The organism is Caulobacter sp. X (assembly GCF_002742635.1).
In the GTDB taxonomy this organism is placed as follows: Bacteria; Pseudomonadota; Alphaproteobacteria; order Caulobacterales; family Caulobacteraceae; genus Caulobacter.
The window spans coordinates 649230-673645 of sequence record NZ_PEGF01000002.1 but is presented as its reverse complement, the minus strand read 5'-3'; the positions used below and the strand labels follow the sequence as shown (position 1 = coordinate 673645).

Sequence of the window (24416 nt, the reverse complement as noted above, 5' to 3'; positions counted from 1 at the left end):
TCACGCATGACGTGTGAGTGCAATTCAACCTAACATCGGTTTGTCGAGAAAAATCGTCATTTTCCTTGTAATACAAAAGCTTTTTGATTGACCGACGTTATTACAAGCCGGTAACACTCGCCCAATAGGGGAGTGGACCTCGTGCGGTTCGAGCTGCTGAAAGTCCTGCTGGTCGACGACAACCAGCACATGCGCATCCTGCTGATGGAGATCCTTCGGGCCGTCGGCGTCCGCCACGTTTTCGAGGCCACCGACGGCGTCGAGGCGCTGGCCGTGATGCGTCAGACCGCCATCGACGTGGTGATCACCGACCTGTCCATGGGCCCGCTGGACGGCCTGCACTTCGTTCAGCTGCTGCGCCGCGCGCCCGAGAGCCCCAATCCCTACACCCCGGTGATCATGATCACCGGCCACTCGACCGAGCGGCGCGTCAACGAGGCCCGCGACGTCGGGGTCAACGAGTTCCTTGCCAAGCCGGTCACCGCCCGGGCCGTGATAGACCGCCTGACCCAGCTGATCGAGAACCCGCGCCCCTTCGTGCGCAGCGGCAACTATTTCGGCCCCGACCGCCGCCGCCGCGACAGCCCTCGGCATCCCGGCCCGTGGCGGCGCGGCGACGAGAGCCGCTCGACCTATGTGGACGCGCCGGCGGAACCGAAGTTCACGCCTCGCGCCTGACGCCATCCGATAGGCGCAATCTTAGGGAATGAAGGCTCATAAAGGGACGCCCCACGTCCTCGTGAGACCACCCATGCCTTCTCCGCGCCAGACCCTCATCGCCGCCGCCCTGCTGGCGACCGCTGCCTCCCAGAGCGGCTGCGTCGCCGCCGCGGTGGCGGGCACGGCGATCGGCGTCACCGGCGCCGTCGTCGGCGGCGCGGCCAAGGTCGGCGGCAAGGCGGTGGGCGCGGCGGGCCGGGCCGTGATCCCCGGCGACAGCCGCAAGGACAAGGACGAGCGGTAGGGGCGTAATTTAGATGCTCCCCCGCGATGCGGGGGAGCTGTCGCGGAGCGACTGAGGGGGCTAATGCGGCCCAAGCCCAGCTTGCCCCCTCCGGCCCTCTGGGCCACCTCCCCCGCATCGCGGGGGAGGATCTTCGCCCCAATCCCTACAGCGCCAGCACGCAGCGCTCGCCGATGGTCGGGCGCGACAGCTCCACGCGCGACAGGCCCGGGAACTGGACCTTCAGGCGCTCGGCGAAATAGAGGCACAGGCGCTCGAGGGTCGGCGTCTCCAGGCCCGGCTTGTCGTTCAGCAGGCCGTGGTCCAGCTCGGCGGCGACGGCCTTCAGGGCGGCGTCCAGGGTGTCGAGGTCGGCGACCCAGCCGGCCGGCGCCATCTCGCCCTTCACGCTGGCCTCCACCTTGAACGAGTGGCCGTGCAGCTTGCGATAGCGATGGTCCGCGGGACCTTGCTCGATGTAGTGGGCCGCGTCGAAATACGCGGCCTTCGTGATCTCGAAGACGGGCTTCATATGTCGCTTCTTTGACTAGGCCTGGGAGGCTCTAGCGCGACGACCCTGTCACCAAGTCGAGCGCCTTATCCGTCAGGGCAGGCCGAGATATTTGTGTGTCTGGACGCTTAAACGCCATTGTGGGTGCGAAAGGCAATAGGCGACGGCCAATTGCGTGTTCCTGTCGCGGTCCGGACCGTCCATCGGCTGCAGGTAGAACCGCTCGAAATCGAGGTCCGCGAACCGCTCGGGCATGGCCTTGTCCTGCGGGAAGACGAGCTTCAATTCTTGTCCCGAGGTCTGGACCACCGGCGCGTCGGCCTTGGGGCTGACGCAGATCCAGTCGATCCCGGGCGGGGCGGGAAGCGTGCCGTTGCTCTCGACCGCGATTTGGAAGCCGCGCGCGTGCAGCGCCGCGATGGCGGCCTCGTCCAGTTGCAGGAAGGGCTCGCCGCCGGTGCAGACCACCAGGCGATCGTCCGGCCCGCCGGTCCACTGGGCCTCGACCGCCGCCGCCAGGTCCTCGGCCGTGGCGAACTTGCCGCCGTTCTCGCCGTCGGTCCCGACGAAGTCGGTGTCGCAGAAGGTGCAGACGGCCTTGGCGCGGTCCTGCTCGCGGCCGCTCCACAGGTTGCAGCCGGAGAAGCGGCAGAACACCGCCGCCTTGCCCGCCTGGCCGCCCTCGCCCTGCAGGGTCAGGAAGATCTCCTTGACGGAGTAGGTCATTGGGCGAGCGGCTCCTGGGCCAGAACTTGGCGCCCCGCCGCGTCCCACTCGGCGTAGCCCTTCTCGCGCAGCTCGCAGGCTGGGCACACGCCGCATCCATGCCCCCAGGCGTGCAGCACGCCGCGTTCGCCCTGGTAGCAGGTGTGGCTTTCCTCGACGATCAGACGGACCAGGTCCTCGCCGCCCAGGGTCTTGGCGAGGGCCCACGTCTGGGCCTTGGTCAGCCACATCAGCGGGGTCTCGACGCGGAAGTTGCGGTCCATGCCAAGGTTCAGGGCGCTCTGCATGGCGTCCAGCGTGTCGCGGCGACAGTCGGGATAGCCCGAGAAGTCGGTCTCGCACATGCCGCCGACCAGGGCGTCGATCCCGCGCCGGTCGGCCAGGGCCGCGGCGTAGATCAGGAACACCAGGTTGCGCCCCGGCACGAAGGTCGAGGGCAGGCCGCGCTCGGTCATCTCGATGGCGCGGTCGGCGGTCAGGGCCGACTGGGCCACCGCGCCGAAGCTCCTGATGTCGAGGACATGGTCCTCGCCCAGGCGGTCGGCCCACTGGGGAAAGCGCGCGGCGATCTCGCGGCGCACGGCCTGGCGGGCCTCCATCTCGACGGCGTGGCGCTGGCCGTAGTCGAAGCCGACTGTCTCGACGCGCCCATAACGCTCCAGCGCCCAGGCCAGGCAGACGCTGCTGTCCTGGCCGCCGGAGAACAGGACGAGGGCGGCCTGGGTTTGCGCTGGCGGGCTCATGCGCGGCGCTCGCTTTTCAGGAAGGGAACCATGCGCCCTCCTCTACACGAGCCGAGCCCCAGCCGGAACCGGCGCGCCGCCCGCCAGCGGGCCCCGTCCACCCAGCTTCAATACTCCGACCACGAAGTGAGTCGAATTCTTACGGCGACATTTCCGCTTCTGCTCATGAATAGCGGGATCAGAGCGCATTCCGCGCCGGGAATTTACGTTACGGAAGTCGCAAACCCAATCTTCTAATCCAACCTTCACTTGCATGAAGCCGGACAACGAAGTCGGATTTTAAGTGAAAAGGCGTAACCTATCGACGATCACTTAGCTCTGGCCCAGTTGACAGTCAGAGAACGCAAGTATGCAATCTTGCAATGCTGCGATGGGTTCGCCGTACGCCCGCGTGGTGAAAAACAGTACGGCGCCGAGGAAACATCGACGCACCCAGGCCCACCCATAAGGCGCCGCTTGCGTCAGGGAGGGATTCAATGTCGCAAACTCTGCGTATGCGGAGCCTATTGACCATGGGCGCTTCGGCGGCCGTGCTGTCGGCTCTCGCCGTGCCCGCTTTCGCTCAACAACAGACCGCGCAGCAGGGCGGAACGGTCATCGAGGAACTGGTCGTCACCGCCCAGAAGAGGGAAGAGGCGCTTCAGGACGTGCCGATCGCGGTGTCGGCCTTCAGCCAGGACTCGCTGGAAGCGCAGAAGATCGACGGGGGTCCCAACCTGCAGCAGGCGATCCCGAACGTCAGCTTCGCCCGCAGCAACTTCACCAACAGCTTCAACTTCCAGATCCGCGGCATCGGGGCCAAGGCTGTCGGGGCCTCGGCCGACCAGGGCGTCGGCGTCCACATGAACAACGCCCCGATGCAGTCGGGCAATCTGTTCGAATCCGAGTTCTACGACGTCGAGCGGGTGGAAGTGCTGCGCGGCCCGCAAGGCACGCTCTACGGCCGCAACGCCACCGGCGGCGTGGTCAATGTGATCACCGCCAAGCCCACCGATCATTTCGAGGCCAACGCCCGCGCCGAATACGGCAACTACAACGCCATCCGCCTGCGCGGCATGGTCAACGTGCCGATCTTCGGCGACAAGCTAGCCGTGCGCCTGTCCGGCGCGACGCTGAAGCGCGACGGCTTCGTCACCAACACCTTCAACAACCACGTCGTCGACGACCGGGACCTCTATTCGACCCGCGTCCAGGTGATGTTCAATCCGACCGAGAAGCTGCGCACCAACTTCCTGTGGGAACGCTTCCACGAGAATGACAGCCGGGCCCGCACCGGCAAGCAGCTCTGCACCAAGGACAACGGCCCGGCCACGGTCGGCGGCGTGCCCACCGGGGCGGCCCGCGGCTTCCTGACCCAGGGCTGTCTGCCGGCCTCGATCTACGGGGCCAGCGCCTATGGCACGGTCAACACCTCGGGCACGCTGACCGGCCTGCTGGGCAATATCTTCGGCTTCACCTCAGGCGACACCAATCTGGGCGACACCACCTCGACCAACCTGCGCGAGATCGAGACCGCGCTGGACCCGATCTATCGCTCGGGCTCGAACGTCTACCAGTTCACCCTGAACTACGACCTGTCCGACACCCTGACCTTCACCTCGATGACCGCCTACAGCAAGGGCAGCGTCTATACGAAGCAGGACTATAACCGGAACGTCTCGCCGGTGCCGTTCAACAGCACCCCGTTCACGCCCGGCGGCTTCTTCAACGACCCGCAGGTGGGCAACACCAACAAGTTCACCACCATCGACGTCTCGTCCGGGCGCTCGGAACAGTTCAGCCAGGAGCTGCGGCTGCAATCGGCCTTCGACGGTCCGATCAACTTCAACGTCGGCGGCATCCACTTCACCTATCGGACGCTGACCGACTACTACGTGATCGGCAACTCGCTGACCCTGTCGTCGCTGGCCCTGAACTATTCGAAGACCGGCAATCCGAACTGCAACCCGGCGAACACCGCCAATTGCATCGGCATCGACACGGCGGCCGACCCCACGGGCGACGGCCACAACTACTATGACAACCGCACGCCCTACACCCTGGTGTCCGACGCCCTGTTCGGCGAGGTCTACTACCAGGTCAACGACGACCTGAAGTTCACGCTCGGCCTGCGCCAGACCCGCGACAAGAAGGCGGTGAAGAACTTCTCGACCGTGCTGCTGGCCGCCGGCTACGGCCTGACCCTGAACCCGACCAACCCCGACCAGCGCGCCCGCTTCAACGAGACGACCGGACGCTTCGGCGTCGACTACAAGGCCCACCTCCCCTTCACCGACGACACCCTGCTCTACGCCTTCTACTCCAAGGGCTATAAGGGCGGGGGCATCAATCCGGGCGTGCCGGCCAACTCGGTCGGCATCCGCCAGACCTTCGACCCCGAATTCGTCAACGCCTTCGAGCTGGGCACCAAGAACACCCTGCTGGGCGGCAGCCTGCTCTTCAACGCGACGGGCTTCTCGTACGACTACAAGGGCTACCAGATCTCGAAGATCGTGAACCGGACCTCGGTCAACGAGAACGTCGACGCCAAGGTCTACGGCCTGGAGCTGGAGACCATCTGGTCGCCGGTCCGCAACCTGAAGCTCAACGCAAACCTCGGCTATCTGCACACCAAGATCGGCAGCGGCGTCACCTCGATCGACACGATGAACCGGACCCAGTCCAACCCGGCCTATACGGTCGTGAAGGTGGGGCCGAACTCGTCGGCGGTCGGCGCCAACTGCGTGCTGGCCACCGCCGGCGACGCCACGATCCTGGGCGCCGGCGCGGGCGGCACCCTGCCCTGGGCCTGCTCGGGCGCGGCGGCCTATCAGGCGTTCCTGTCCGCCCCGGCCGCGGCCGGCGGCGCGGGCCTGCCGGCGGCCACCGCCGCCTTCCTGGCCAACGCCACCGGGCTCTACACCTACGGCTCGGGCTATTCGATCGAAGGGACGGCGGCGGACCTGTCGGGCAACGAACTGCCCAACTCGCCGCACTGGACCACCTCGATCGGGGCCCAGTACACCTTCGAGCTGTCGGACGGCTGGTCGGCGACGGTCCGCGGCGACTACTACCGCCAGAGCCAGCAGTTCGCCCGGGTCTACAACACCGAGTACGACCGCCTGAAGGCCTGGGACAACGGCAACCTGACCCTGAAGGTCGAGAAGCCCGAGTGGGGCCTGTCGATCGACGCCTATGTCAAGAACATCGGCAACAAGCTGCCCATCGTCGACGCCTACACCACCGACGACAGCTCGGGCCTGTTCACCAACGTGATCACCGGCGAGCCGCGGCTCTACGGGATCGCGATCACCAAGTCCTGGTAGCGAGCAGTCTGTAACCCCGGAACTGACGAGGCGGCGCTTACCGGCGCCGCCTTCTTTTTACTTGGGACAAGGCCCTCAAGACATGCGCGACACCGCGCGCGGGCCAGACTTAACGACTCCGCAAGGCCGCGGAGGGCAAGTTGCTTGCCTAGAGTCCTTGCGAAGTCCCGAATGGAAACGCTTTCACGTCTGATCGAGAAGCGCGAGCCCGTCGCGCCCGACGCGCCTTGCGCCGAGGTCGCCGCGATGTTCGACGCCGATCCGACGGCGGCCGCCATCGCCGTGATCCAGGACGAGCGCCCGGTCGGCGTGGTCTATCGCGACGTCCTGCAGGGCATGCTGCGCGTGGCCGGCGAGGCCCTGGCCGCCGCGCCCATCGCCGAGGTCATGGATTCCACCCCGCGAATCGTCCCGGCCGAAAGCGACGCCAACGCTTTCGTCGATTCACTGCGCGATAGCGCCCAACCCGTGTTCCGCACCGCCTATATCGCGATCGACGAGGCCGGCCGCTATGTCGGCGTCGGCGGCCTGACCTCGCTGCTCAGCGTCCACCAGCGCCGCCGGAACGAGGCTCGCGACGCCCGCGCGCTGATCGAGCGCATGGCCATGGACATCGGCGACCACCTGGACGGCGTGCTGGCCATCACCGCGCGCCTCGAGCAACAGCGCCTGACCCCCGACGCGGCCGCCTTCGTCCGCGCGATCAGCGACACCAGCCGCGACATGAGCGAGACGGTCGGCCGCGCGATCGACCTGCACCGCTCGGCCCAGGGCCACCTGACCTTCAAGCCCGAACCGACCCGTCTGCGCGACCTGGCCGACGCCGTGGAGGCTCGCTGGGCCCACCGCGCCCAGGACAGCGGCTCCACCCTGCTGGTCTCCTATGACGGCGATCCCGAGTGCGGGGTCGAGCTCGACGGCGAGCGCCTGATGCAGGTCTTCGACATCCTGGTCGAGAACGCCCTGGCCGGCGGCCGCGGCATGATCGAGGTCCGCCTGGCCGCGCGGCCCGAGGGCGACCTGGTGCGCCTGGACGGCCAGGTGCGCGACAACACCGCCGGTCACGACGCCGAGGAGCGCCTGGCGCGCCTGGCCGGTCCCATGGGCCAGCCCAGCCTGCAGGACCGCAGCGAGATCGCCCTCAGCGTCGGCCTGGCCCTGGCGCGGCGCATCATGCGGGCCATGGGCGCGCCGCTGCACGCCGAGGCCAATCGCGGGGCCGGCGTCACCGTCGGCTTCTCGCTGATCGCCGGCGCCGCCGACACGATCGCCGCGCACGACAGCGAGCCGACCGTCTCCGCCCGCGCCGCCCACATCCTGATCGTCGACGACAACGCCACCAACCGGATGGTCGCCGAGGCGCTGTGCGACATGTTCGACTGCACCTCCGAGCAAGCCGTCGACGGCGTCGAAGCCGTCGAGATGGCGCGCGGCGGCCGTTTCGACCTGATCCTGATGGACATCAAGATGCCCCGCATGGACGGCGTCGCCGCCACCCGCGCCATCCGCGACATGGGCGGGCGGATCGGCCAGACTCCCGTGGTCGCCCTGACCGCCAACGCCGACCCGCTGGACGTCCAGACCTACATCGCCGCCGGCATGCAGGACGTCGTCGAAAAGCCGATCAAGCCCGAACGCCTGGCCGTGGTGCTCAGCGCCCTGCTGGGCGGCGAGGACGAAGCATCGGAGACCGAGGCGGCCTAGGGCGGGGCGCAACCCTTCCTGACGACCGAGATGGGTGGGGAGCGGCCATAGGGAATCCCTCTCTCTTAGAGAGAGGGCTTCGTGCTACGTCCGACTAGGGTCGTGAGCGGTCTCTCGCGTTCATTCAGAAGCCCGACCTTCCCCGCGAATGCCGGGACCCAGATCGAACCCACGAGCACTCATCCGGTCAGCGCCGCGCGATGGCGGGTCATCCCTCGCCGCCCCAGATGAATCTGGGCCCCGGCATTCGCCGGGGAGGTCGGGATTTTAAGTGTCCAACGTAGACAGGGAACGGTCTCTAGCGACCCGATCCCGCACCTCAGACCCAGCCCCTACGGGCGATTTGCGGACGTTTCGCAACAAGCTTCGCCATCGCGACGTAACGCCGCGCCTGGGCCACGCTCGCTTCCACCGACGTCACGGTCGTGTCATTTTGCGCGAACAACCGTTGGAGGCGGATTCACAGATGAGCGAAGATACCGAAGGCCGACGCCCCAACCCCGTCGACCTGCATGTGGGCGGCCGGGTGCGGATGCGCCGTAAGCTGATGGGCGTGAGCCAGGAGCAGCTTGCGGACTCCTTGGGGCTGACCTTCCAGCAGGTCCAGAAATACGAGCGCGGCGCCAATCGCGTCAGCGCCAGCAAGCTGTACGACATCGCCAAGACCCTGCAGGTCCCGGTCTCGTTCTTCTTCGAAGGTCTGGCCGATCCGATGAGCGGCGCCGAGATCGACGCCACCACCCAGCACGCCGAAAAGGTCGTGCAGGAGTTCCTGACCACGCCGGAAGGCCTGGAACTGGCCGAGGTGTTCCCGCGCATCGGTCGCGGTCGCGTTCGCCGCCAGGTGCTCGACCTGGTCCGCGCCATGGCCGACGAAGCCCAGCGCACCGAAGTCGCCTAGAGCGCGCCAACGGCTCAGGCTTTCACGATTGACGAGGCCTCGGTCAGCTCAACCGAGGCCTTTGTCATGTCTGGGAGGAGGCTTGGGTCAGCCCGTCGGCGCTTCGGCGCGGAAGGCCTGCCAGATGCGCTTGGCCGCGCCCACGGCGGCTGGGGAAAGGCCGCGCAGGTCGTAGGTCCGCACGATCCGCATCCCCACCTCGCGCTCCTTCTGCCAGGCGACCATCACGTCGTGGGCCTGACCCGCGACCAGGTCGACCAGCTGGGCCTGGCTGGGCGGCGCGGCGCTGGCCAGCATCTGGACCTTGGCGCCCTGGGGCGAGAGATCGCGGATCACGCAGTCCCAGGCGAAGGCCCCGCACAGGACCTTGCCCGAGCGGTTCGTGGGCAGCCGCGGACCGGTTCTCCGATCGGGATCAACAGCAGGTTTCGCCATGCCTTGGATAAGCGCACGACGCGGTTAATCGGCTGTTCAAAATAAAGGTTTCCGGTGTCCGATCGCGCCCTTACGCGAGCGCGCCCACGCGCTCGGGCGCCAGCGCCCGCTCCAGATCCCCAAGAATGTCCGCAACGTCCTCCAGCCCCACCGACAGCCGCACCAGCCCCTCGCCAATCCCCGCCTCGGCCCGCTCCTCGGGGGTGTAGGTCGAGTGGGTCATGCTGGCCGGGTGCTGGATCAGGGTCTCGGCGTCGCCCAGCGAGACGGCGCGGCGGATCAGGGTCAGGCGGTTCATCATCGCCACGCCCGCCGCATGGCCGCCCTTCAGCTCGAACGCCATCATGCCGCCGCCGTGCGCCATCTGCCGCGCCGCCAGCATGTGCTGGGGAAAGCCGGCCAGACCCGGATAGAAGACGGCCGCGACCGCCGGATGGGTCTCCAGCCAGCGCGCGACGGCCTGGGCGCTCTCGCCATGGCGGGCCATGCGCAGCGACAGAGTCTTGAGGCCCCGCAGCACCAGGAAGGCGGTGAACGGCGACATCACCGCGCCGGTCATGTCCTTGACGCCCACGAGGCGCACGCGGCGCATGTCCTCGACGCCGCCGACGGCGATCCCGCCGACCAGATCGCCGTGCCCGCCCAGATACTTGGTCGCCGAGTGGACGACGACGTCGGCGCCCAAGCTCAGCGGACGGGTGATCACCGGCGTGGCGTAGGTGTTGTCGACCACCACCTTGGCGCCGGCGGCGCGGGCGATCGCGCTGATCGCGGCGATGTCGACGAGGCGCATGTTCGGATTGGCCGGGGTCTCGAAATAGACGATCCGGGTCCTGTCCGAGATCGCCGCGGCCAGGGCGGCCGGATCGGTCATGTCCACCTGGCGCACGGTGACGCCGAAGCGGGTCAGGCCGTCGCGCATGAAGGCGAAGGTGCAGCCGTAGAGGGTCTGGTCGGTGATCACCTCGTCCCCGGCCTGCAGGAAGCTCCATAGCACCGCCGTGATCGCCCCCATGCCCGAGGCCGTCGCCACCGCCGCCTCGCCGCCCTCCAGGCTGGCCAAGCGGCGCTCCAGGAGATCGGTCGTCGGGTTGGAGATGCGCGAATAGAAGTGCCCTTCCCGCGTCCCGGCGAACATTTCGCCGCCGGCCTCGGCGCTCTCGAAGGCGAAGGTCGAGGTCAGGTGCACCGGCGGGGTCAGCGCCCCGTGCTCCTGCGCCGGATCATAGCCCGCATGGATGGCCCGGGTGGAAAAGCCGCCGTGATCGCCGCGCATGGATCGCTCCCTTTTGGAGACACTGTGATCCTGGATGCGGCGCGATGGATTGCGAAGTCTGCCACGATGGGGTCCAATTTTGGCAGATTCTGCTCAGGAGGCCGCTGATGGACGCCAAGGATCGCCAGATCATCCGCGAACTGCAGAAGGACGGCCGCCTGACCAACCAGGAGCTGGCCGAACGCGTGAACCTCTCGCCTTCGCCCTGCCTGCGCCGCGTGCGCAACCTGGAGGCCGAGGGGGTGATCACGGGCTACACCGCCCTGGTGGACCAGAAGGCCTATGGCCTGCCGATCACCGTCTTCGTCCGGGTGCGGCTGGACCGCCACGGCCAGGACCTGATCCAGGGCTTCGAGGCGGCGGTGGCGCGGATCGACCAGATCCTGGACTGCTTCCTGCTGGCCGGCGGCGACGACTATCTGCTGCGGGTGATCGTCGACAGCCTGGAGGCCTATGAGGATTTCATGCGCCGCAAGCTGCACGCCATCCCGGGCATCGCCTCGATCGACACCAGCTTCGCCTATGGCGTCGTCAAACAGACTCGCGTGTTTCCGGTAACGGGATGACGCGAACCGCGTTACTGATGACTCACGGTAAAGTCGGTCAAAGGGAGCGCTGACGCCGATACGATGGCCGAGATGATCGAAGACGCTCCGCCGCTTTCCGCGTCCCCCAGCGTGACCACCGCGCTGAAGCACGCGCCCCTGGGCATCGCCATCTTCGACAGCCAGATGCGCTACCTGGCCGCCTCGCGGCAGTACCTGACCGACCAGAACCTGCCGGCCGACATGCCCCTGATCGGCCGCCGGCACTACGACGCCTTCCCCGAGATTCCCCAGAAGTGGCGCGACCTGCACGCCCGCGTCCTGGCCGAGGGCGTCGAGCTGCATCACGAAGGCGACCCCTATGTCGATCGCGACGGCCGCACCGAATGGATCCGCTGGTCGATGGCCCCCTGGCGCACCGACAACGGCGAGATCGGCGGCCTGGTGCTCTACACCGAGGTGGTCACCGCCAACATCCAGGCCCGCCTGAAGCTGGAGGCGGCCGAGGCCCGCTACCGCGCGGTCTTCGACCAGGCGGCCATGGGCGTGGCGCGGCTGACGCCGACCGGCGCGGTGCTGGAGGCCAACGACGCCTTCTGCGCCCTGCTGCGCCGCGACCGCGAGGTCCTGCTGGGCGCGACCTTGCAGAACCTGATGCATCCCGACTCGCTGGACGCGACGATGGAAAGCGCGGCCAAGCTGCTGGCGGGCGAGGCCGAGACCTGCTCGGCCGAGCGTCGGGTGCTGATCCCGGGCGGCGATCTCTGGATCCACCTGACCGCCTCGATGGTCCGGGTCGACGGCCAGCCGGCCTATATCCTGGCGATCATCTCCGACATCAGCGCCCGCAAGCAGGCCGAGGACGCCCAGGGCCGCTACCAGGCCCAGCTGCGCCTGCTGATCAACGAGCTGAACCACCGCGTGAAGAACACCCTGGCCACCGTCCAGTCGATGGCCTCCCAGACCCTGCGCAACGAGCCCGACCCGATCGTCGCCTTCGAGAAGTTCGAGGCGCGGCTGCTGGGCCTCTCGCGCGTGCACGACATCCTGACCCGCGAGAGCTGGCACGGCGCCGAGCTGCGCGAGGTGGCCGAGCGCGCCCTGCAGCCCTTCGACGAGGCGGGCGCGCGGGTCAGCATCGAGGGGCCTTCGGTCTGGATGCAGCCCGGCGGCGCCCTGACCATGGCCCTGACCTTCCACGAGCTGGCGACCAACGCGCTGAAGTACGGGGCCCTGTCCAACGCCGGCGGCCACGTGCGGCTGGCCTGGACCTACGATCCGGAAGCCCGCGCGCTGGAGGTGACCTGGGACGAAGCCGACGGTCCGCCGGTCTCGCCGCCAACCCGCAAGGGTTTCGGCTCGCGCCTGATCGAGCGCAGCCTGCGCGGCGAGCTGAAGGGCGAAGCGGTGATGGACTATCGCCCCGAAGGTCTCCAGTGCCGCCTGAACGCCCGCCTGCCCGAGGTCCACGAAGGCGGGGTGATGGGTCAGGGCTGAGCGGCGGTTCCGCCCGCCATAAATTGAGCCCGCCCATGGCGGCCTCCGACCAGCCGCGTCGTCATATCCTCCAAGAGCTCGCTGGCGTCCCCACCCGCCAGCCGCCTTACCGGCCGGGGTGTCGTGACCCCGGCCGGGCGCTTTTCCCCGCCCGCGCGGGTCGATAAGCTTTCGCATGACCCTTGCTCGACTCACGCGCCGTTCCGCCCTGGCCTCGCTGGGCGCGACGCTGCTGTCCGCCCCGGCCCTGGCCGCCGCCTCGACGGAGGACTGGAAGGCGCTGGCCGCCGACGTCCGCTCGGAATTCCAGTGGGCCTGGCGCGGCTATGTCGCCAAGGCGTGGGGCAAGGACGAGATCAATCCGGTCAGCGGGACCTCGCGCTCGTTCTTCATCGAGGGCCACGACCTGGGCCTGTCGCTGGTCGAAGCGCTGGACACCCTGTGGATCATGGGGCTGGACGAGGAGTTCCAGGCCGGCGTCGACTGGGTGAAGACCTCGCTCGATTTCGACGTCGACGGCGAGGCCCAGGTCTTCGAGACCAATATCCGCCTGGTCGGCGGCCTGATCTCGGCGCACCTGGCTTGCGGTGATCCCGTCCTGCTAGCCAAGGCCAAGGACCTGGCCGATCGCCTGATGAAGGCTTTCGACGCCTCGCCGCACGGCCTGCCCTGGCGCTATGTGAACCTCCGGACCGGCGCCGTGCGCGATCCCGAGACCAACCTGGCCGAGATCGGCACCTACATCACCGAGTTCGGGGTGCTGGGCCAGCTGACCGGCGACAAGCGCTACTTCGACACCGCCAAGCGCGCGATGAAGCATGCGCTGGATCGCCGCTCGAAGATTGGCCTGATGGCCGCCAATATCGACGCCCGCACCGGCGAATATATCAGCCGGTCAGCCAGCATCGACGTCTATGCCGACAGCTTCTACGAGTACCTGTGGGACGCCTGGGAGCTGTTCGGCGACCAGGACTGCAAGCGCTGGGCGCGCGAATGCGTGGACGCGCAGCTGGCCCACCAGGCCCAGCGCTATGACGGGCGGCTGTGGTTCCCGATGGTCGACTACGAGACCGGCGCGGTGCTGAACACCACTCAGAGCGAACTGGCCGCCTACTATGCCGGCCTGCTGGGCCAGGTCGGCCACAAGAAGGAGGGCGACGACTATCTGGCCTCCTTCACCGAGATGCAGGCGACCTTCGGCGTGATCCCGGAATCGATCGACGTCGCCACCCGCCAGCCGCGCCGCAAGCATACCGGCCTGCGCCCCGAATATCCCGACGCCTGCCTGAACCTGTGGCTGCTCGACCGCGACGAGCGCTATCGCCAGCTGGCGGCGATCCACTATCGCCAGATGAAGGCGACCAGCCGCGCGGCCTTCGGCTACACGGCGCTGAAGGACATCACGACCCGGCCGATGACCCAGGGCGACAACTGCCCCGGCTACTGGTGGTCCGAGCAGATGAAGTACTACTACCTGCTGTTCTCGGACACGCCGCGCATCGACTACGCCCAGCTGCAGCTCAGCACCGAGGCCAATGTGCTGCGGGGTTTTCGCAAGGCCTAAGCCGCCCGGCTGAACAAAGCTTCATTGGACAACAAATCGCGCGGTCCCCACTTGAGGGGTGACCGCGCTGGCGCCGTCACATCCCTGAGCCCGGATCGCCGCACGCCTGTCGCGTGACTCGGCCATGGGTTTGAAGGCTGGGGGGCCTTGAGCGTGCGACTGCTGTCCGTTCCGATCGTTCTGGCGCTGTGCGTCGCGGCCGCGCCCGTTTCCGCGGCGGGTCTGCGCGATCGCCTCTACGATCCCGGCGACGGCGTCCTGGTGGTCGCCCACCGCGCCTGCCATCGCGCCGCGCCCAGCCGCGGCTTCGAGCGCGCGGTTCCTGAAAACTCCCTGGCCGCCCTGGAGCGCTGCGTGGCGCTGGGCGTGGACCTCGTCGAGATCGACGTACGCCGCACAAGCGACGGCCAGCTCATCATAATGCATGACGCCAAGGTCGATCGGACCACCGACGGCAAGGGCCGCGTCGCCGACCAGACCCTCGCCCAGATCCAGGCCCTGCGCCTGAAGGACGGCGAGGACGAAGCGCCGCCCACCCTGGAGGCGTTCCTGGCCGCCGCGCGCGGACGGATCCTGGTCAATATCGACCTGAAGGGCCCCTACGCCGCCGAGGCGGCCGCCATCGCCCGCCGCGTCGGGGCGACGGAGTGGGTGCTGTTCAAGGCCAAGGCGCGCTTCGGCGCCCCGCCCCTGGCCGACCAGGCGCTCTACCGGGACCTGGCCTTCATGCCGATGGTCGAGGCCAAGGCCGCGAGGACGCCCGGCGACCTCGCCGACATCGCCCAGCGCCAGGCCTCCGGCGCGCGCCAGATCCCCGCCATCGAGACGGTGGCCTTGCGGGGCCCCGGCTTCGCCGCCGTGCGCGACGCCGCTCGCGCCGCCCGCATCCGCGTCTGGACCAACACCCTGGCCGCCAAGGGCTGGCGCGGGGTGCTGGACCAGTCGGGCGACCGCCAGGCCCTGCGCGATCCCGATCGCGCCTGGGGCCGCCTGATCGCCCAGGGCGCCAGCATCGTCCAGACCGACCATCCGGCGGCGCTTCTCGACTATCTGGAGCGTCGCGGCCTGCGCGGCCATGCGCCGTCCGCTATCGCGACCGCAGGCCTTCCACCGTCTTCGTGAGCTTGGCGCGGCGGGCGGTCCACGACCGCTCAAGCGTCAGGGCTTCCTCTTCCAGGGCGCGACGTCGCTGCTCCAGATCGGCCTCGGCGTCGCGCTGCTCGGTCTCGGCCGCCTCGAGGGCCGCTTCGGCCTCAGCGAGCGCCTGCTTGCGCTTGGCCTCCGCCGCGACATCGGTCTTCTTCGGCTTGGGCTTGGGCAGCTTGTCGACGGCGGCCGTCAGTCCGCCCTCGGCCCGGCGGATCACCGCTCCCGGCGCGGCCAGAGCGGCCTTGGCGTCGGGCGAGTCGGGCGCTTCGGCGGCTACGCCTTCCTTGAAGAGATCGCGATCGGTCTCCCAGGCCGCCAGCGCCTTGGCCCGCGACGTCGCGGCCACGGTGTAGCGGTGAAAGCCGTCCGACCACGTGAAGACCTTGGGAGCGCGCGCCATGACGCGACAACGGGCGGCGCGCGGCGACGTTGCGCGAGCGCCGTCTTTGAGGTATTTTTGTAGCTACAATAATTGCTCATCTAAAAGATGAGCGTATTGAAATTTACAATTTTTGATTATTCGTGGCGGGAGCTGGAGCCCCACCATGAAGATCGAGTTCGATGACGAAAAGCGCCGAAGGACGCTTGAGGATCGCGGACTGGACTTCGGGGATGCGGCTATCGTGTTCGACGGCCCGAAGTACACGATCGTCGACGATCGAGAGGACTATGGCGAGGAGCGGTTCTTGACCGTCGGATATCTGGACGACCGTCTCGTCGCGATCATATGGACGCCTCGCGGGACGGCTCGCCGCATCATCTCCATGAGAAAGTGCAATGACCGGGAACAAAGGAAATTCAGGCGTTTCGTTGAGCGATCCGGATGATGCTCCGGAGTGGACCGACGAGATGTTCGAACGCGCCGAGTTCAGCATCGGCGACCGCGTCATCCGTCCCGCCAACGGCACGCTGACCAAGCCCGGCCGGCCCAAGTCCGAACGTCCCAAGCGACAGGTCACGCTGCGCCTGGATCAGGACGTACTCGACAAGCTGCGTGAAGGCGGTCCCGGCTGGCAGAGTCGCGCCAACGAGATCCTCAAGAAGGCGGTCGGCGTATAGCGCCCGATCATCTTGAATTTTAAGGGAAGTCAGTCCGTCCTGGTGGCGGGGGGCGGGATCGAACCGCCGACCTGTGGGTTATGAATCCACCGCTCTAACCATCTGAGCTACCCAGCCATAGCCAGGACGGACGGGGGTCATACGCCCAAGCGCGCTTCGCATCAAGCCCGCGCTAACATTCCATCCAGCACCGCTTCCAACCGTCGCGCCAGTTGTTCGGGGCCGTACTCTTCCAGCACCAGCGTCCGGGCCGCCTGGCCCATCCGGCGCGCGCCGTCGCGGTCGCCGATCAGCTCGCCCAGCGCCTCGGCCAGGCGGTCGGGGTCGTCCTCCGGGACCAGCCGACCGTTGACGCCTTCCTTGATCATCTCGATCGGCCCCTCGATCTCGGAGGCCACGACAGGCAGGCCCACCGCCATCGCCTCCAGCAGGGTCAGGGGGAAACCCTCCTGGTGCGAGGGGAAGGCGAAGAGGTCGCCGGTCGCCAGGAAGCCGGCCACGTCCTGGCGCCAGCCGACCAGTTTGACGCAGGGATCAAGATCGAGCTCGCGGATCAGGGCTTCCAGCGCGCCGCGCTCGCCGCCCTCGCCGGCGATGTCGCAGACCACCTCCAGGTCCCAGGCGCGCAGCTTGCCGACCGCGCGGATCAGCACGTCGAAGCCTTTCTTGGGATGCAGCCGCCCGGCCGCGACGATGCGGATGGGCCCCTCGGCCCGCGCGAAGGGCTCGGCGCGCGCGGTCGGCGGCGTCACGGCGTTGGGGATGACATGGACATGGTCCGCCGGCGCGCCGCGCTCGATCGCCAGCCGCGCCAGATGCTGGCCGACGCACAGGTAGTGGACGCCCGGCCGGATGTCGAAGGCCGGCTTGTGCACGCAGACGGCCTGCACCGCGTTCGGCGGCGCGGCCTTGGCGAACACGCGGGCCGGGCGTTGGCCGTGGCTGAGGATCAGGTCGGGCCGCGTCGTCCGGACCAGGGCCTTGGCGGCGCCGACCGTCAGCGGGTCCCAGTCGGTGAGGGCCGGCATGGTCGAGAGCGGCGGCGCCCGATCGGCCTGGGCCGCCGCGACCTTGCCGCCGCGACGCACGACGCCGACGCAGCGCCCGCCATGGCGCGCGGCCCACGCCTCCAGGATCGGCTGATAGTCGAGGAAGACCTGCTCAAGGCCGCCCAGCCCCTTGCCCAGCATGGCGTGCAGGATGTTGCTCAAGACGGGCTCCGGGAGCGGCTTTTCGGGCCGGGACCATCGTGGCGCCCGGCGACGGTGTCAACGCGGGAGCGGGAGGGGCGATCCTCTCCCACGGGGGGGGGAGGATTTTAAAGACCCAACCGCGCCGCGACCTCTTCGCCGATCGCCAGCGAACTGGTCAGGCCGGGGCTTTCGATGCCGAACAGCGCCATCAGCCCCTCGACCCCGTGATCCTCGGCGCCGCGCAGCTGGAAGTCGGGCTGCGGTTCGTCCGGCCCGTGCAGCTTGGGCCGCACCCCGGCGTAGTCGGGGGTCAGGGCGCCGTCGGGCAGGCCCGGCCAGAACTTGCGGATATAGGCGGCGAAGGCCTCGGCGCGCGCCGGATCGACCGAGTAGTCGGGCGCCGGAACATATTCGAGGTCCGGGCCGAACACCGCCTGGCCGCCCAGGTCGTTGCGGTAGTGGGTGCCCAGCGCCCCGTGGATCGGCGGCGGATAGATCAGCCGCTGGAACGGCGCCTTGCCGGTCAGCCGGAAATAGACGCCCTTGCCATAGTGGGCCTTGGGGATGCGATCGGCGGGGAAGCCCTCGATCCGGCTCGCCACCTCTTGCGACGAGAGGCCCGGCGCGGTGACCAGCAGCCGGCAGGTCAGGCTGGTCGGATCGGCGCCGCCCGCCCGCACCTTGAAGCCGCCGCCCTTAAAGGGCTCGGCGCCCTCGAACGGCGTTCCCAGCACCACCGCCCCGCCGGAGGCCTCGATCTCGCCCTGCAGGGCCAGCATGTAGTCGTGGCTGGCGAAGACGCCGCTCTCCGGCGACAGCAGCGCCGCATGGGCGTTGAGGCCGGGCTCCAGCGCCCGCGCCGCCTCGCCGGTCAGGCGTTCCATGCCCTCGACATCGTTGGCCAGCGCCTGGTCCCAGATGGCGTCGAGGCGCGGGATCTCGTCGTCGCTGGTGGCCACCACCAGCTTGCCGCAGCGCTTGTAGGCGATCCCGTGCGTATCCAGGAAGGCGTACAGCAGCCGCCGCCCCTGGACGCACAGCCGCGCCTTCAGCGAGCCGGTCGGATAGTAGAGCCCGCCGTGGATCACCTCGGAATTGCGCGACGAGACGCCCTGGCCGATGTGGCCTTCCGCCTCCAGCACCACGACCATCAGGCCGCGACGGGCCAGGGCGTAGCCGCAGGCCAGGCCCACGGCCCCGGCCCCCACCACGACGGCGTCGAAATCGTATTTGGTCATTTGAGGGTCGCCGAATGCTCGATGGAGCGAATGACGACCGCCTGTTCGCTCACTTGATAGAAGATGACGTAGGCGCCGTAGGGAAGTCGGCGGAAGCTGGGATTTCGCGCGACGGCCTGGGCCATGAAGGGAAAGGCGGCGATCTGGTCGAACTCCTCGATGAGGCCTTCGATGAAAAGCACCGCGGCTCTGGGGCTATCCTTGGCGATATAGGCCCCGATGCGGTTCAGATCGCGCTGAGCCCGCTTCGTCAGGACATAACCGGGGCTCACTCGCCAGCGGCCCTGGCCTGAGCTTTCAGATCCGCCAGCATCTCGGACAGGAACGCCCGCCCGTCGACGCACTCGCCCGGGTCGATGGTCTCGGCCTCAAGCTCATCCAGCAGCGCCTCGAGCTTCTCCGAGCCGCCGACGATCTCGGCGGCCCGGCGATAGTTGAGCTCGGCCAGTTCGGCGGCCAGGCCCTCGTCGAGCGACGCGAACTCGCCGCGATCCACGCGCGCCTGCAGGTCCGCGGCGTCCTCGGCGCTGAGCCGCACCGTCACCTGGCTTTGATCGACCGGCCTGTTCATGGACGAAGCCTAGCACGAACCCGCCCCCGCGCCAGCCGACGGTCGCGGCAATCGATTGACAGCGCCGTCGGATCGGACAAGGTCGCGCTTCGCCAAGGGCGCCAAGACGCTCCGGGAACGTCCTTTAGGGACCACAGGTGGGGAAACCATGACCAACGCCATGACGGCCGCGCCGGCGCGCAATCTGCTGATCGACACCCTGCGCGCCTTCGCCCTGATCGGCGTCTACATGGTCCACATGTTCGAGCAGTACGAGATCTATTGGGCCGCGCCGCAGCAGAACCTGACCCACGTGATCTTCACCACCTTCTTCATGGGCAAGGCGTTCAGCCTGCTGACCCTGTGCTTTGGCCTCAGCTTCTTCCTGTTGATGGACAAGGCCGACAAGCGCGGGGTCGATTTCTCGGGCCGCTTCGCCTGGCGGATGGCGGTGCTGGCCCTGATCGGCCTGGCCCACAGCCTGGTCTATCGCGGCGACATCCTGATGGTGCTGGCGCCGCTGGGCCTGATCCTGATCCCCTATCACCGCGCCAGCAACCAGATGCTTCTGGGCGTCGCCGCCGTGCTGCTGGCCCAGCCGGGCCTGCTGTTCCAGCTGTGGGGCGCGATCGGCGGCGAGGCCTGGGCCAACCAGCCGCCGCATCACTATGCAGACACCGGCCCGGCCTTCTACCGCACAGCCCCGCTGGGCCAGATGCTGCTGTGGAACGTCGGCCAGGGCCAGACCTTCAAGTGGTGGTTCTTCATCGAGACCGGGCGGCTGTTCCAGATCCTGGCCCTGTTCCTGGTGGGGCTGCGCCTGGGCCGCGAAGGCTTCTTCGAGGCTCCGGACCGCTTCAAGGCCGAGCGCCGCGCCGCCCTGACCGCCCTGGCGGCGATCGCCATCGCCTGCCACCTGGGCGCCGCCCCCCTGCAGGCCCTCGCCCCGGACGCCAACGCCGCGCCCATGGCCCGCAAGCTGATCGGCACGCTGCTGGGCGGCTGGTTCGACGTCTCGCTGATGGGCGTCTACGTGCTGCTGATCGTCGAGCTCTACACGGGTCCGCTGCGCAAGGCGCTTGAGCGTCTCGCCCCCATGGGCCGCATGACCCTGACCTTCTATGTGCTGCAGTCGCTGATCTGGGTGCCGATCTTCTACGGCTTTGGCCTGGGCGCCTGGAAATGGCTGCCGCAGGCGACGGCCCTGTGGCTGGGCGTGGGCTTCCTGGTGGTCCAGGGCGTCGTCGCGACGTTGTGGTTCAAGCGCTTCCACTACGGCCCGCTGGAATGGGTCTGGCGCGCGGCGACCTACATGACGACCAAGGTGCCGTTCGTGCGGTGAATGTGGGTTTGCTCCCTCTCCCATAGGGAGAGGGTCGGGGTGAGGGGTTACGGCGTTCAACGGAGCGCCGGCGCGCCGTCAATCCTCGAAACCCCTCACCCTCCCACCGCTTCGCGGCGGGCCCCGCCCTCTCCCTCTGGGAGAGGGATTCTTTCGGCCGCCCCTAGCTCGCCCCCCACTGCGCCCACAGCGTTTCTTCCGCCGCCTTGGCGGTCTTGACCGAGGCGTCCTTGACGTGGCCGAAGCCTCGGATCTGCTGCGGAATTTCGGCGATCTTCAGGGCCAGCGGCAGGCTCTCGGTGCAGAGGCCCGCGACCAGGCGGTCGAGGGCGACCTCGTAGCTGGCGATCAGGCCGCGTTCCATCCGGCGCTCCTCGGTGTGGCCGAAGAGGTCGAGCGCGCCGCCGCGCAGGCCCTTCATCTTGGCCATGACCGGGAAGGCCAGGTCCAGCATCCAGCCGCCGAAGGCGATCTTCTTGGGCTTGCCGTCGGCGCCCTTGGGGGCCAGCAGCGGCGGGGAGAGCCAGACCTTGGCCTTGCCGCCCTTGAACGTCCCGGCCAGCTCGGCCGCGAAGCGTCCGTCGGTGTAGAGGCGCGCGACCTCGTACTCGTCCTTGTAGGCCATCAGCTTGTAGAGGTTGGTCGCCGCCGCGCGGGTCAGCGGCAGCGCCGAGTCCGCGCCGGAAACGGCGGCTTCGGCGCTACGGACCTTGGCGATCTTGTCCGCGTAGCGCTGGGCGTAGGCCGCGTTCTGGTAAGCCGTCAGCTCGCGGATCCGGTGGGCGATCAGGTCGTCTAGCGGCATGGTCTCGGGCGTGGCGACCTTGTCTTCCTTGACCGCGATCGAGGTCGGGTCATGCGCCACCCGGCGGCCCAGTTCGAAGGCCTGCAGGTTGGCTTCGGCGTCCACCCCGTTCAGCTTGATCGCGCGGTATAGGGCGCGGCTGGAGACCGGGATCACCCCGCGCTGCCAGGCGAAGCCCACCATGATCATGTTGGCGTAGATGGCGTCGCCGAACTGGCTCTCGGCCAGGTGCTGGGCCGGGCAGGCGTCGAAGGTCTTGCTCGCGGTCTTGACCCGCCGGGCCATGGCCCCGCTGTCGAAGCGGATGTCGCGACTGGTGACGAAGTCGGCCGTCGGGGCGAAGTCGCTGTTGCCGAACGCGCGCGTGCGGTCCTTGGCGTACAGCGACAGGCCTTCGGGCGAGGCGGCGACCAGCAGGTCGCAGGCGATCAGCACATCGGCGCTGGCCGCGGGCACGCGACCGCCGACCACCGTCTCCTCGGTCTCGCCGATCTTGACGTGGCTGAACACCGAGCCGCCCTTTTGGGCCAGGCCCGTCATGTCGACCACGCTGCCGGCGCGGCCGTCGATGTGGGCGGCCATGGCCAGGATCGAGGCGACGGTCGTCACGCCCGTGCCGCCGACGCCCGTGAACAGGATCTTGCGCACGCCGGTCAGCGGCTCGAACTCGGGCAGCGGCGTCGACTCGGCGGTCAGGGCCGCCGGGGTCTTCTTGCCTTGCGCGCTCTCGGCCCCTTCCAGGGTGATGAACGACGGGCAGAAGCCCTGGACGCAGGAATAGTCCTGATTGCACGAGGACTGGTTGATCTTGCGCTTGCGGCCGAACTCGGTGGCCAGGGGCTCGACCGAGACGCAGTTGGACTTCACCGAGCAGTCGCCGCAGCCTTCGCAGACCAGCGGATTGATGAAGACGCGCTGGGTGGCCTTGGGCATGGAGCCGCGCTTGCGGCGGCGGCGCTTTTCGGTGGCGCAGGTCTGGTCGTACAGCAGCACCGTGGTCCCGGGCGTCTCGCGCAGCATCTCCTGCACGCGGATCAGCTCCGAGCGCGGGAAGATCTCGACGCCCGGCGCCAGGCCCGTAACGCCCTCGTAGCGCTTGAGGTCGTCGACGACGATGACGGTCTTCTTCACGCCCTCGGCCGCCAGCTGGCGGGTGATCTGGGCGGGGGTGAAGCCGCTCTCGGCCCGCTGGCCGCCGGTCATGGCCACGGCGTCGTTGTAGAGCAGCTTGTAGGTGATGTTGGTCCCGGCCGCGACCGCGCCCCGGATCGCCAGCGAGCCCGAGTGGTTGTAGGTGCCATCGCCCAGGTTCTGGAAGACGTGCTTTTCGCTGGTGAACGGCGAGGCGCCGACCCAGGTCAGGCCCTCGCCGCCCATGTGGGTGTTGAGGTCCGTCGACGGGTCGTTGAAGCTCGCCATGTAGTGGCAGCCGATGCCGGCGAGAGCGCGGCTGCCCTCGGGCAGCTTGGTCGAGGTGTTGTGCGGGCAGCCCGAGCAGAAGAACGGCTTGCGGGCCTGGTCGGCGGCCAGGCTGACGGCGGCGACGCCGGCGGCGCTGACGCGGTTCAGATAGGCCTGGGCCCACTCCATGTGCGGCCCCTCGGGCAGGCGGTCGTAGATGGCGAGCGCGATTTCCGCCACCGACAGCGAGCCGAGCTCGGACAGCAGCGGCCCGCCCTTCTCGTCGGTCTTGCCGATCACGCGCGGGCGCGCCTGGGCGGGCAGGTCATAGAGGGCCGCCCGAGCCTGGGGCTCGATCAGCGCGCGCTTGTGCTCGATGACCATCAGGGTCTCGAGGCCGGCGGCGAAGGCGCGCAGGCCCAGCGGCTCCAGCGGCCAGGGCATGCCGACCTTATAGATCGAGACGCCCAGGTCGGCGGCCTCCTGCAGGCTCATGCCCATGGCCGTGAAGGCCTCCAGCACATCCTTGTAGGCTTGGCCCTGGCAGACGATGCCAAGACGCGCCTTGCCGACCCGCACGTGCGAGGCGCCCAGCACCACGCGGTCGATACCGTTGGCGCGGGCGAAGGCCAGGGCGGCGGGGATCTTGTGGAGCCGCATCCGCCGCTCCTTCTCCATCGGCTGGTCCTTCAGCCGAATGCCAAGACCGCCGGGCGGGAACGGGAAGTCGGGCGTGACCAGCTTGTGGCGGTCCAGCGAGACGTCGATCGTGACGCCGCTGTCCATGGTGTCGGCCAGGGCGATCATGCCCGCCCACAGGCCCGAGAACCGCGACAGCGACAGGCCCAGGATCCCGTAGTCGAGAACCTCCTGCACGTCGGCCGGGGCCAGCACCGGCATCTCGAAGTCCTGGAAGGCGAACTCGGACTGCGACGGCAGGGTCGAGCTCTTGCAGTTGTGGTCGTCGCCGGCCACCGCCAGCACGCCGCCGGTCGGGAAGACGCCGGCGAAATTGGCGTGCTTGAAGACGTCGCCGGTGCGGTCGACGCCGGGCGCCTTGCCGTACCACATGCCGAACACGCCGTCGTAGAGGGCGCCGGGGAACAGATTCGCCTGCTGGCTGCCCCACACGGCGGTGGCGGCCAGGTCCTCGTTGACGCCTTCCTTGAAGACGACGTCGTGGGCGGTCAGCAGCTTGTTGATGCGCGCGGCCTGCTGGTCGAGACCGCCGAGGGGGGAGCCTCTATAGCCGGACAAAAAGCCCGCCGTATTCAACCCCGCCTTGCGGTCGAGGCGCTTGCGATCGAGCAAAACGCGCAACAGCGCCTGCACGCCAGTGATGAAAGCTCGACCATCTTCGAGCACATATTTGTCGTCGAGCGTGACTTCCGAGTGCCGCATGGCAAAAATTTTCCTCCCGGGTCTTCCCGCCCGTAACGCAATATCTTATAGAAGCGCGGAAATTGTTTGCCCAAGGCGTGCCCGACTCGTGGCCGTTTTGCGCACGAAGTGAGCGTCAACGCCCGCTG

24 protein-coding genes, 1 tRNA gene and 1 pseudogene are annotated in these 24416 nt (G+C 68.2%); 14 read left to right on the top strand and 12 right to left on the bottom strand.

What is annotated here, in order from left to right:
* Positions 1 to 141: 141 nt before the first annotated feature.
* Both CSW60_RS15455 and CSW60_RS15450 read left to right on the top strand, forming a co-directional pair.
* A complete protein-coding gene (locus tag CSW60_RS15455) occupies positions 142 to 678 on the top strand; it encodes a response regulator (RefSeq protein WP_099539149.1) in 537 nt (178 codons plus the stop codon).
* A 73-nt stretch (positions 679 to 751) separates the two neighbouring features.
* Positions 752 to 964 (top strand): hypothetical protein, encoded by a 213-nt coding sequence (locus CSW60_RS15450; protein ID WP_099538206.1) that lies wholly within the window; start codon positions 752 to 754, stop codon positions 962 to 964.
* Positions 965 to 1109: 145 nt separating this feature from the next.
* On the opposite strand, the gene CSW60_RS15440 is transcribed toward CSW60_RS15450, so the two are convergent.
* From CSW60_RS15440 to queC, 3 genes are all read right to left on the bottom strand, one after another.
* A complete protein-coding gene (locus CSW60_RS15440) occupies positions 1110 to 1475 on the bottom strand; it encodes a 6-carboxytetrahydropterin synthase (RefSeq protein WP_099538205.1) in 366 nt (121 codons plus the stop codon).
* A gap of 72 nt (positions 1476 to 1547) precedes the next feature.
* On the bottom strand, positions 1548 to 2180 hold the full coding sequence (gene queE / locus CSW60_RS15435) for a 7-carboxy-7-deazaguanine synthase (RefSeq protein WP_099538204.1): 633 nt from the start codon (positions 2178 to 2180) through the stop codon (positions 1548 to 1550).
* Positions 2177 to 2923: a 7-cyano-7-deazaguanine synthase QueC gene (gene queC, locus CSW60_RS15430; RefSeq protein WP_099538203.1), complete on the bottom strand. Its 747-nt coding sequence runs from the start codon at positions 2921 to 2923 to the stop codon at positions 2177 to 2179. Before queC ends, queE begins: the two co-directional genes overlap by 4 nt.
* Positions 2924 to 3399: 476 nt before the next feature.
* Between queC and CSW60_RS15425 the strand changes: the two genes are divergently transcribed.
* The 4 genes and pseudogenes from CSW60_RS15425 (at position 3400) to CSW60_RS15410 (ending at position 8833) form a co-directional block, all read left to right on the top strand.
* Positions 3400 to 6228, top strand: a complete 2829-nt coding sequence (locus CSW60_RS15425) for a TonB-dependent receptor (protein ID WP_099538202.1) — start codon at positions 3400 to 3402, stop codon at positions 6226 to 6228.
* A gap of 171 nt (positions 6229 to 6399) precedes the next feature.
* Positions 6400 to 7932, top strand: coding sequence for a response regulator (locus CSW60_RS15420; RefSeq protein WP_099538201.1), 1533 nt, complete (start codon positions 6400 to 6402; stop codon positions 7930 to 7932).
* Positions 7933 to 8080: 148 nt separating this feature from the next.
* Positions 8081 to 8194 (top strand): annotated as a pseudogene (locus CSW60_RS24080) (hypothetical protein); the annotation flags it as partial.
* Between the two features lie 204 nt (positions 8195 to 8398).
* Positions 8399 to 8833 carry a helix-turn-helix domain-containing protein gene (locus tag CSW60_RS15410; protein WP_099538199.1) on the top strand — a complete coding sequence of 145 codons (435 nt, stop codon included), beginning with the start codon at positions 8399 to 8401 and terminating at the stop codon, positions 8831 to 8833.
* Positions 8834 to 8920: 87 nt separating this feature from the next.
* On the opposite strand, the gene CSW60_RS15405 is transcribed toward CSW60_RS15410, so the two are convergent.
* Positions 8921 to 9268, bottom strand: coding sequence for a PilZ domain-containing protein (locus CSW60_RS15405; RefSeq protein ID WP_099538198.1), 348 nt, complete (start codon positions 9266 to 9268; stop codon positions 8921 to 8923).
* Between the two features lie 70 nt (positions 9269 to 9338).
* Complete coding sequence (locus tag CSW60_RS15400; protein ID WP_099538197.1) at positions 9339 to 10544, bottom strand: methionine gamma-lyase; 1206 nt, start codon at positions 10542 to 10544, stop codon at positions 9339 to 9341.
* Between the two features lie 107 nt (positions 10545 to 10651).
* Here CSW60_RS15400 and CSW60_RS15395 point away from each other — a divergent pair, with 107 nt between their 5' ends.
* From CSW60_RS15395 to CSW60_RS15380, 4 genes are all read left to right on the top strand, one after another.
* Positions 10652 to 11110: an Lrp/AsnC family transcriptional regulator gene (locus CSW60_RS15395; RefSeq protein ID WP_099538196.1), complete on the top strand. Its 459-nt coding sequence runs from the start codon at positions 10652 to 10654 to the stop codon at positions 11108 to 11110.
* 72 nt (positions 11111 to 11182) lie between these two features.
* Positions 11183 to 12586, top strand: a complete 1404-nt coding sequence (locus CSW60_RS15390) for a sensor histidine kinase (RefSeq protein WP_099539148.1) — start codon at positions 11183 to 11185, stop codon at positions 12584 to 12586.
* A gap of 175 nt (positions 12587 to 12761) precedes the next feature.
* Complete coding sequence (locus CSW60_RS15385) at positions 12762 to 14150, top strand: glycoside hydrolase family 47 protein (protein ID WP_099538195.1); 1389 nt, start codon at positions 12762 to 12764, stop codon at positions 14148 to 14150.
* A gap of 153 nt (positions 14151 to 14303) precedes the next feature.
* The gene (locus CSW60_RS15380; protein WP_099539147.1) at positions 14304 to 15272 is read left to right on the top strand and encodes a glycerophosphodiester phosphodiesterase family protein; all 969 of its coding nucleotides are present in this window, start codon (positions 14304 to 14306) and stop codon (positions 15270 to 15272) included.
* Here the strand turns inward: CSW60_RS15380 and CSW60_RS15375 are convergent.
* Positions 15238 to 15699, bottom strand: a complete 462-nt coding sequence (locus CSW60_RS15375; protein ID WP_099538194.1) for a hypothetical protein — start codon at positions 15697 to 15699, stop codon at positions 15238 to 15240. The genes CSW60_RS15380 and CSW60_RS15375 overlap by 35 nt on opposite strands.
* A 145-nt stretch (positions 15700 to 15844) precedes the next feature.
* Here CSW60_RS15375 and CSW60_RS15370 point away from each other — a divergent pair, with 145 nt between their 5' ends.
* Positions 15845 to 16126, top strand: coding sequence for a BrnT family toxin (locus CSW60_RS15370; protein WP_099538193.1), 282 nt, complete (start codon positions 15845 to 15847; stop codon positions 16124 to 16126).
* Positions 16110 to 16358 (top strand): BrnA antitoxin family protein, encoded by a 249-nt coding sequence (locus CSW60_RS15365; protein ID WP_236634296.1) that lies wholly within the window; start codon positions 16110 to 16112, stop codon positions 16356 to 16358. The genes CSW60_RS15370 and CSW60_RS15365 overlap by 17 nt, the downstream gene beginning before the upstream one ends.
* A 40-nt stretch (positions 16359 to 16398) precedes the next feature.
* Here CSW60_RS15365 and CSW60_RS15360 read toward each other — a convergent pair.
* The 5 genes from CSW60_RS15360 to CSW60_RS15340 form a co-directional block, all read right to left on the bottom strand.
* A tRNA-Met gene (locus CSW60_RS15360) sits at positions 16399 to 16475 on the bottom strand.
* 44 nt (positions 16476 to 16519) lie between these two features.
* Complete coding sequence (locus tag CSW60_RS15355) at positions 16520 to 17569, bottom strand: glycosyltransferase (RefSeq protein WP_099538191.1); 1050 nt, start codon at positions 17567 to 17569, stop codon at positions 16520 to 16522.
* A 107-nt stretch (positions 17570 to 17676) separates the two neighbouring features.
* Positions 17677 to 18789, bottom strand: a complete 1113-nt coding sequence (locus CSW60_RS15350; protein ID WP_099538190.1) for an NAD(P)/FAD-dependent oxidoreductase — start codon at positions 18787 to 18789, stop codon at positions 17677 to 17679.
* Positions 18786 to 19061 (bottom strand): type II toxin-antitoxin system RelE/ParE family toxin, encoded by a 276-nt coding sequence (locus tag CSW60_RS15345; RefSeq protein WP_099538189.1) that lies wholly within the window; start codon positions 19059 to 19061, stop codon positions 18786 to 18788. Before CSW60_RS15345 ends, CSW60_RS15350 begins: the two co-directional genes overlap by 4 nt.
* A complete protein-coding gene (locus tag CSW60_RS15340; RefSeq protein ID WP_099538188.1) occupies positions 19058 to 19360 on the bottom strand; it encodes a hypothetical protein in 303 nt (100 codons plus the stop codon). The genes CSW60_RS15345 and CSW60_RS15340 overlap by 4 nt, the downstream gene beginning before the upstream one ends.
* A gap of 148 nt (positions 19361 to 19508) precedes the next feature.
* On the opposite strand from CSW60_RS15340, the gene CSW60_RS15335 reads away from it, so the two are divergent.
* Together CSW60_RS15335 and CSW60_RS15330 are read left to right on the top strand one after the other, a co-directional pair.
* Complete coding sequence (locus tag CSW60_RS15335; protein WP_099538187.1) at positions 19509 to 20681, top strand: DUF418 domain-containing protein; 1173 nt, start codon at positions 19509 to 19511, stop codon at positions 20679 to 20681.
* Positions 20682 to 20900 carry a hypothetical protein gene (locus CSW60_RS15330; protein ID WP_369801031.1) on the top strand — a complete coding sequence of 73 codons (219 nt, stop codon included), beginning with the start codon at positions 20682 to 20684 and terminating at the stop codon, positions 20898 to 20900.
* Here CSW60_RS15330 and CSW60_RS15325 read toward each other — a convergent pair.
* Positions 20845 to 24288, bottom strand: coding sequence for an indolepyruvate ferredoxin oxidoreductase family protein (locus CSW60_RS15325; protein WP_099538186.1), 3444 nt, complete (start codon positions 24286 to 24288; stop codon positions 20845 to 20847). The genes CSW60_RS15330 and CSW60_RS15325 overlap by 56 nt on opposite strands.
* Positions 24289 to 24416: the final 128 nt, after the last annotated feature.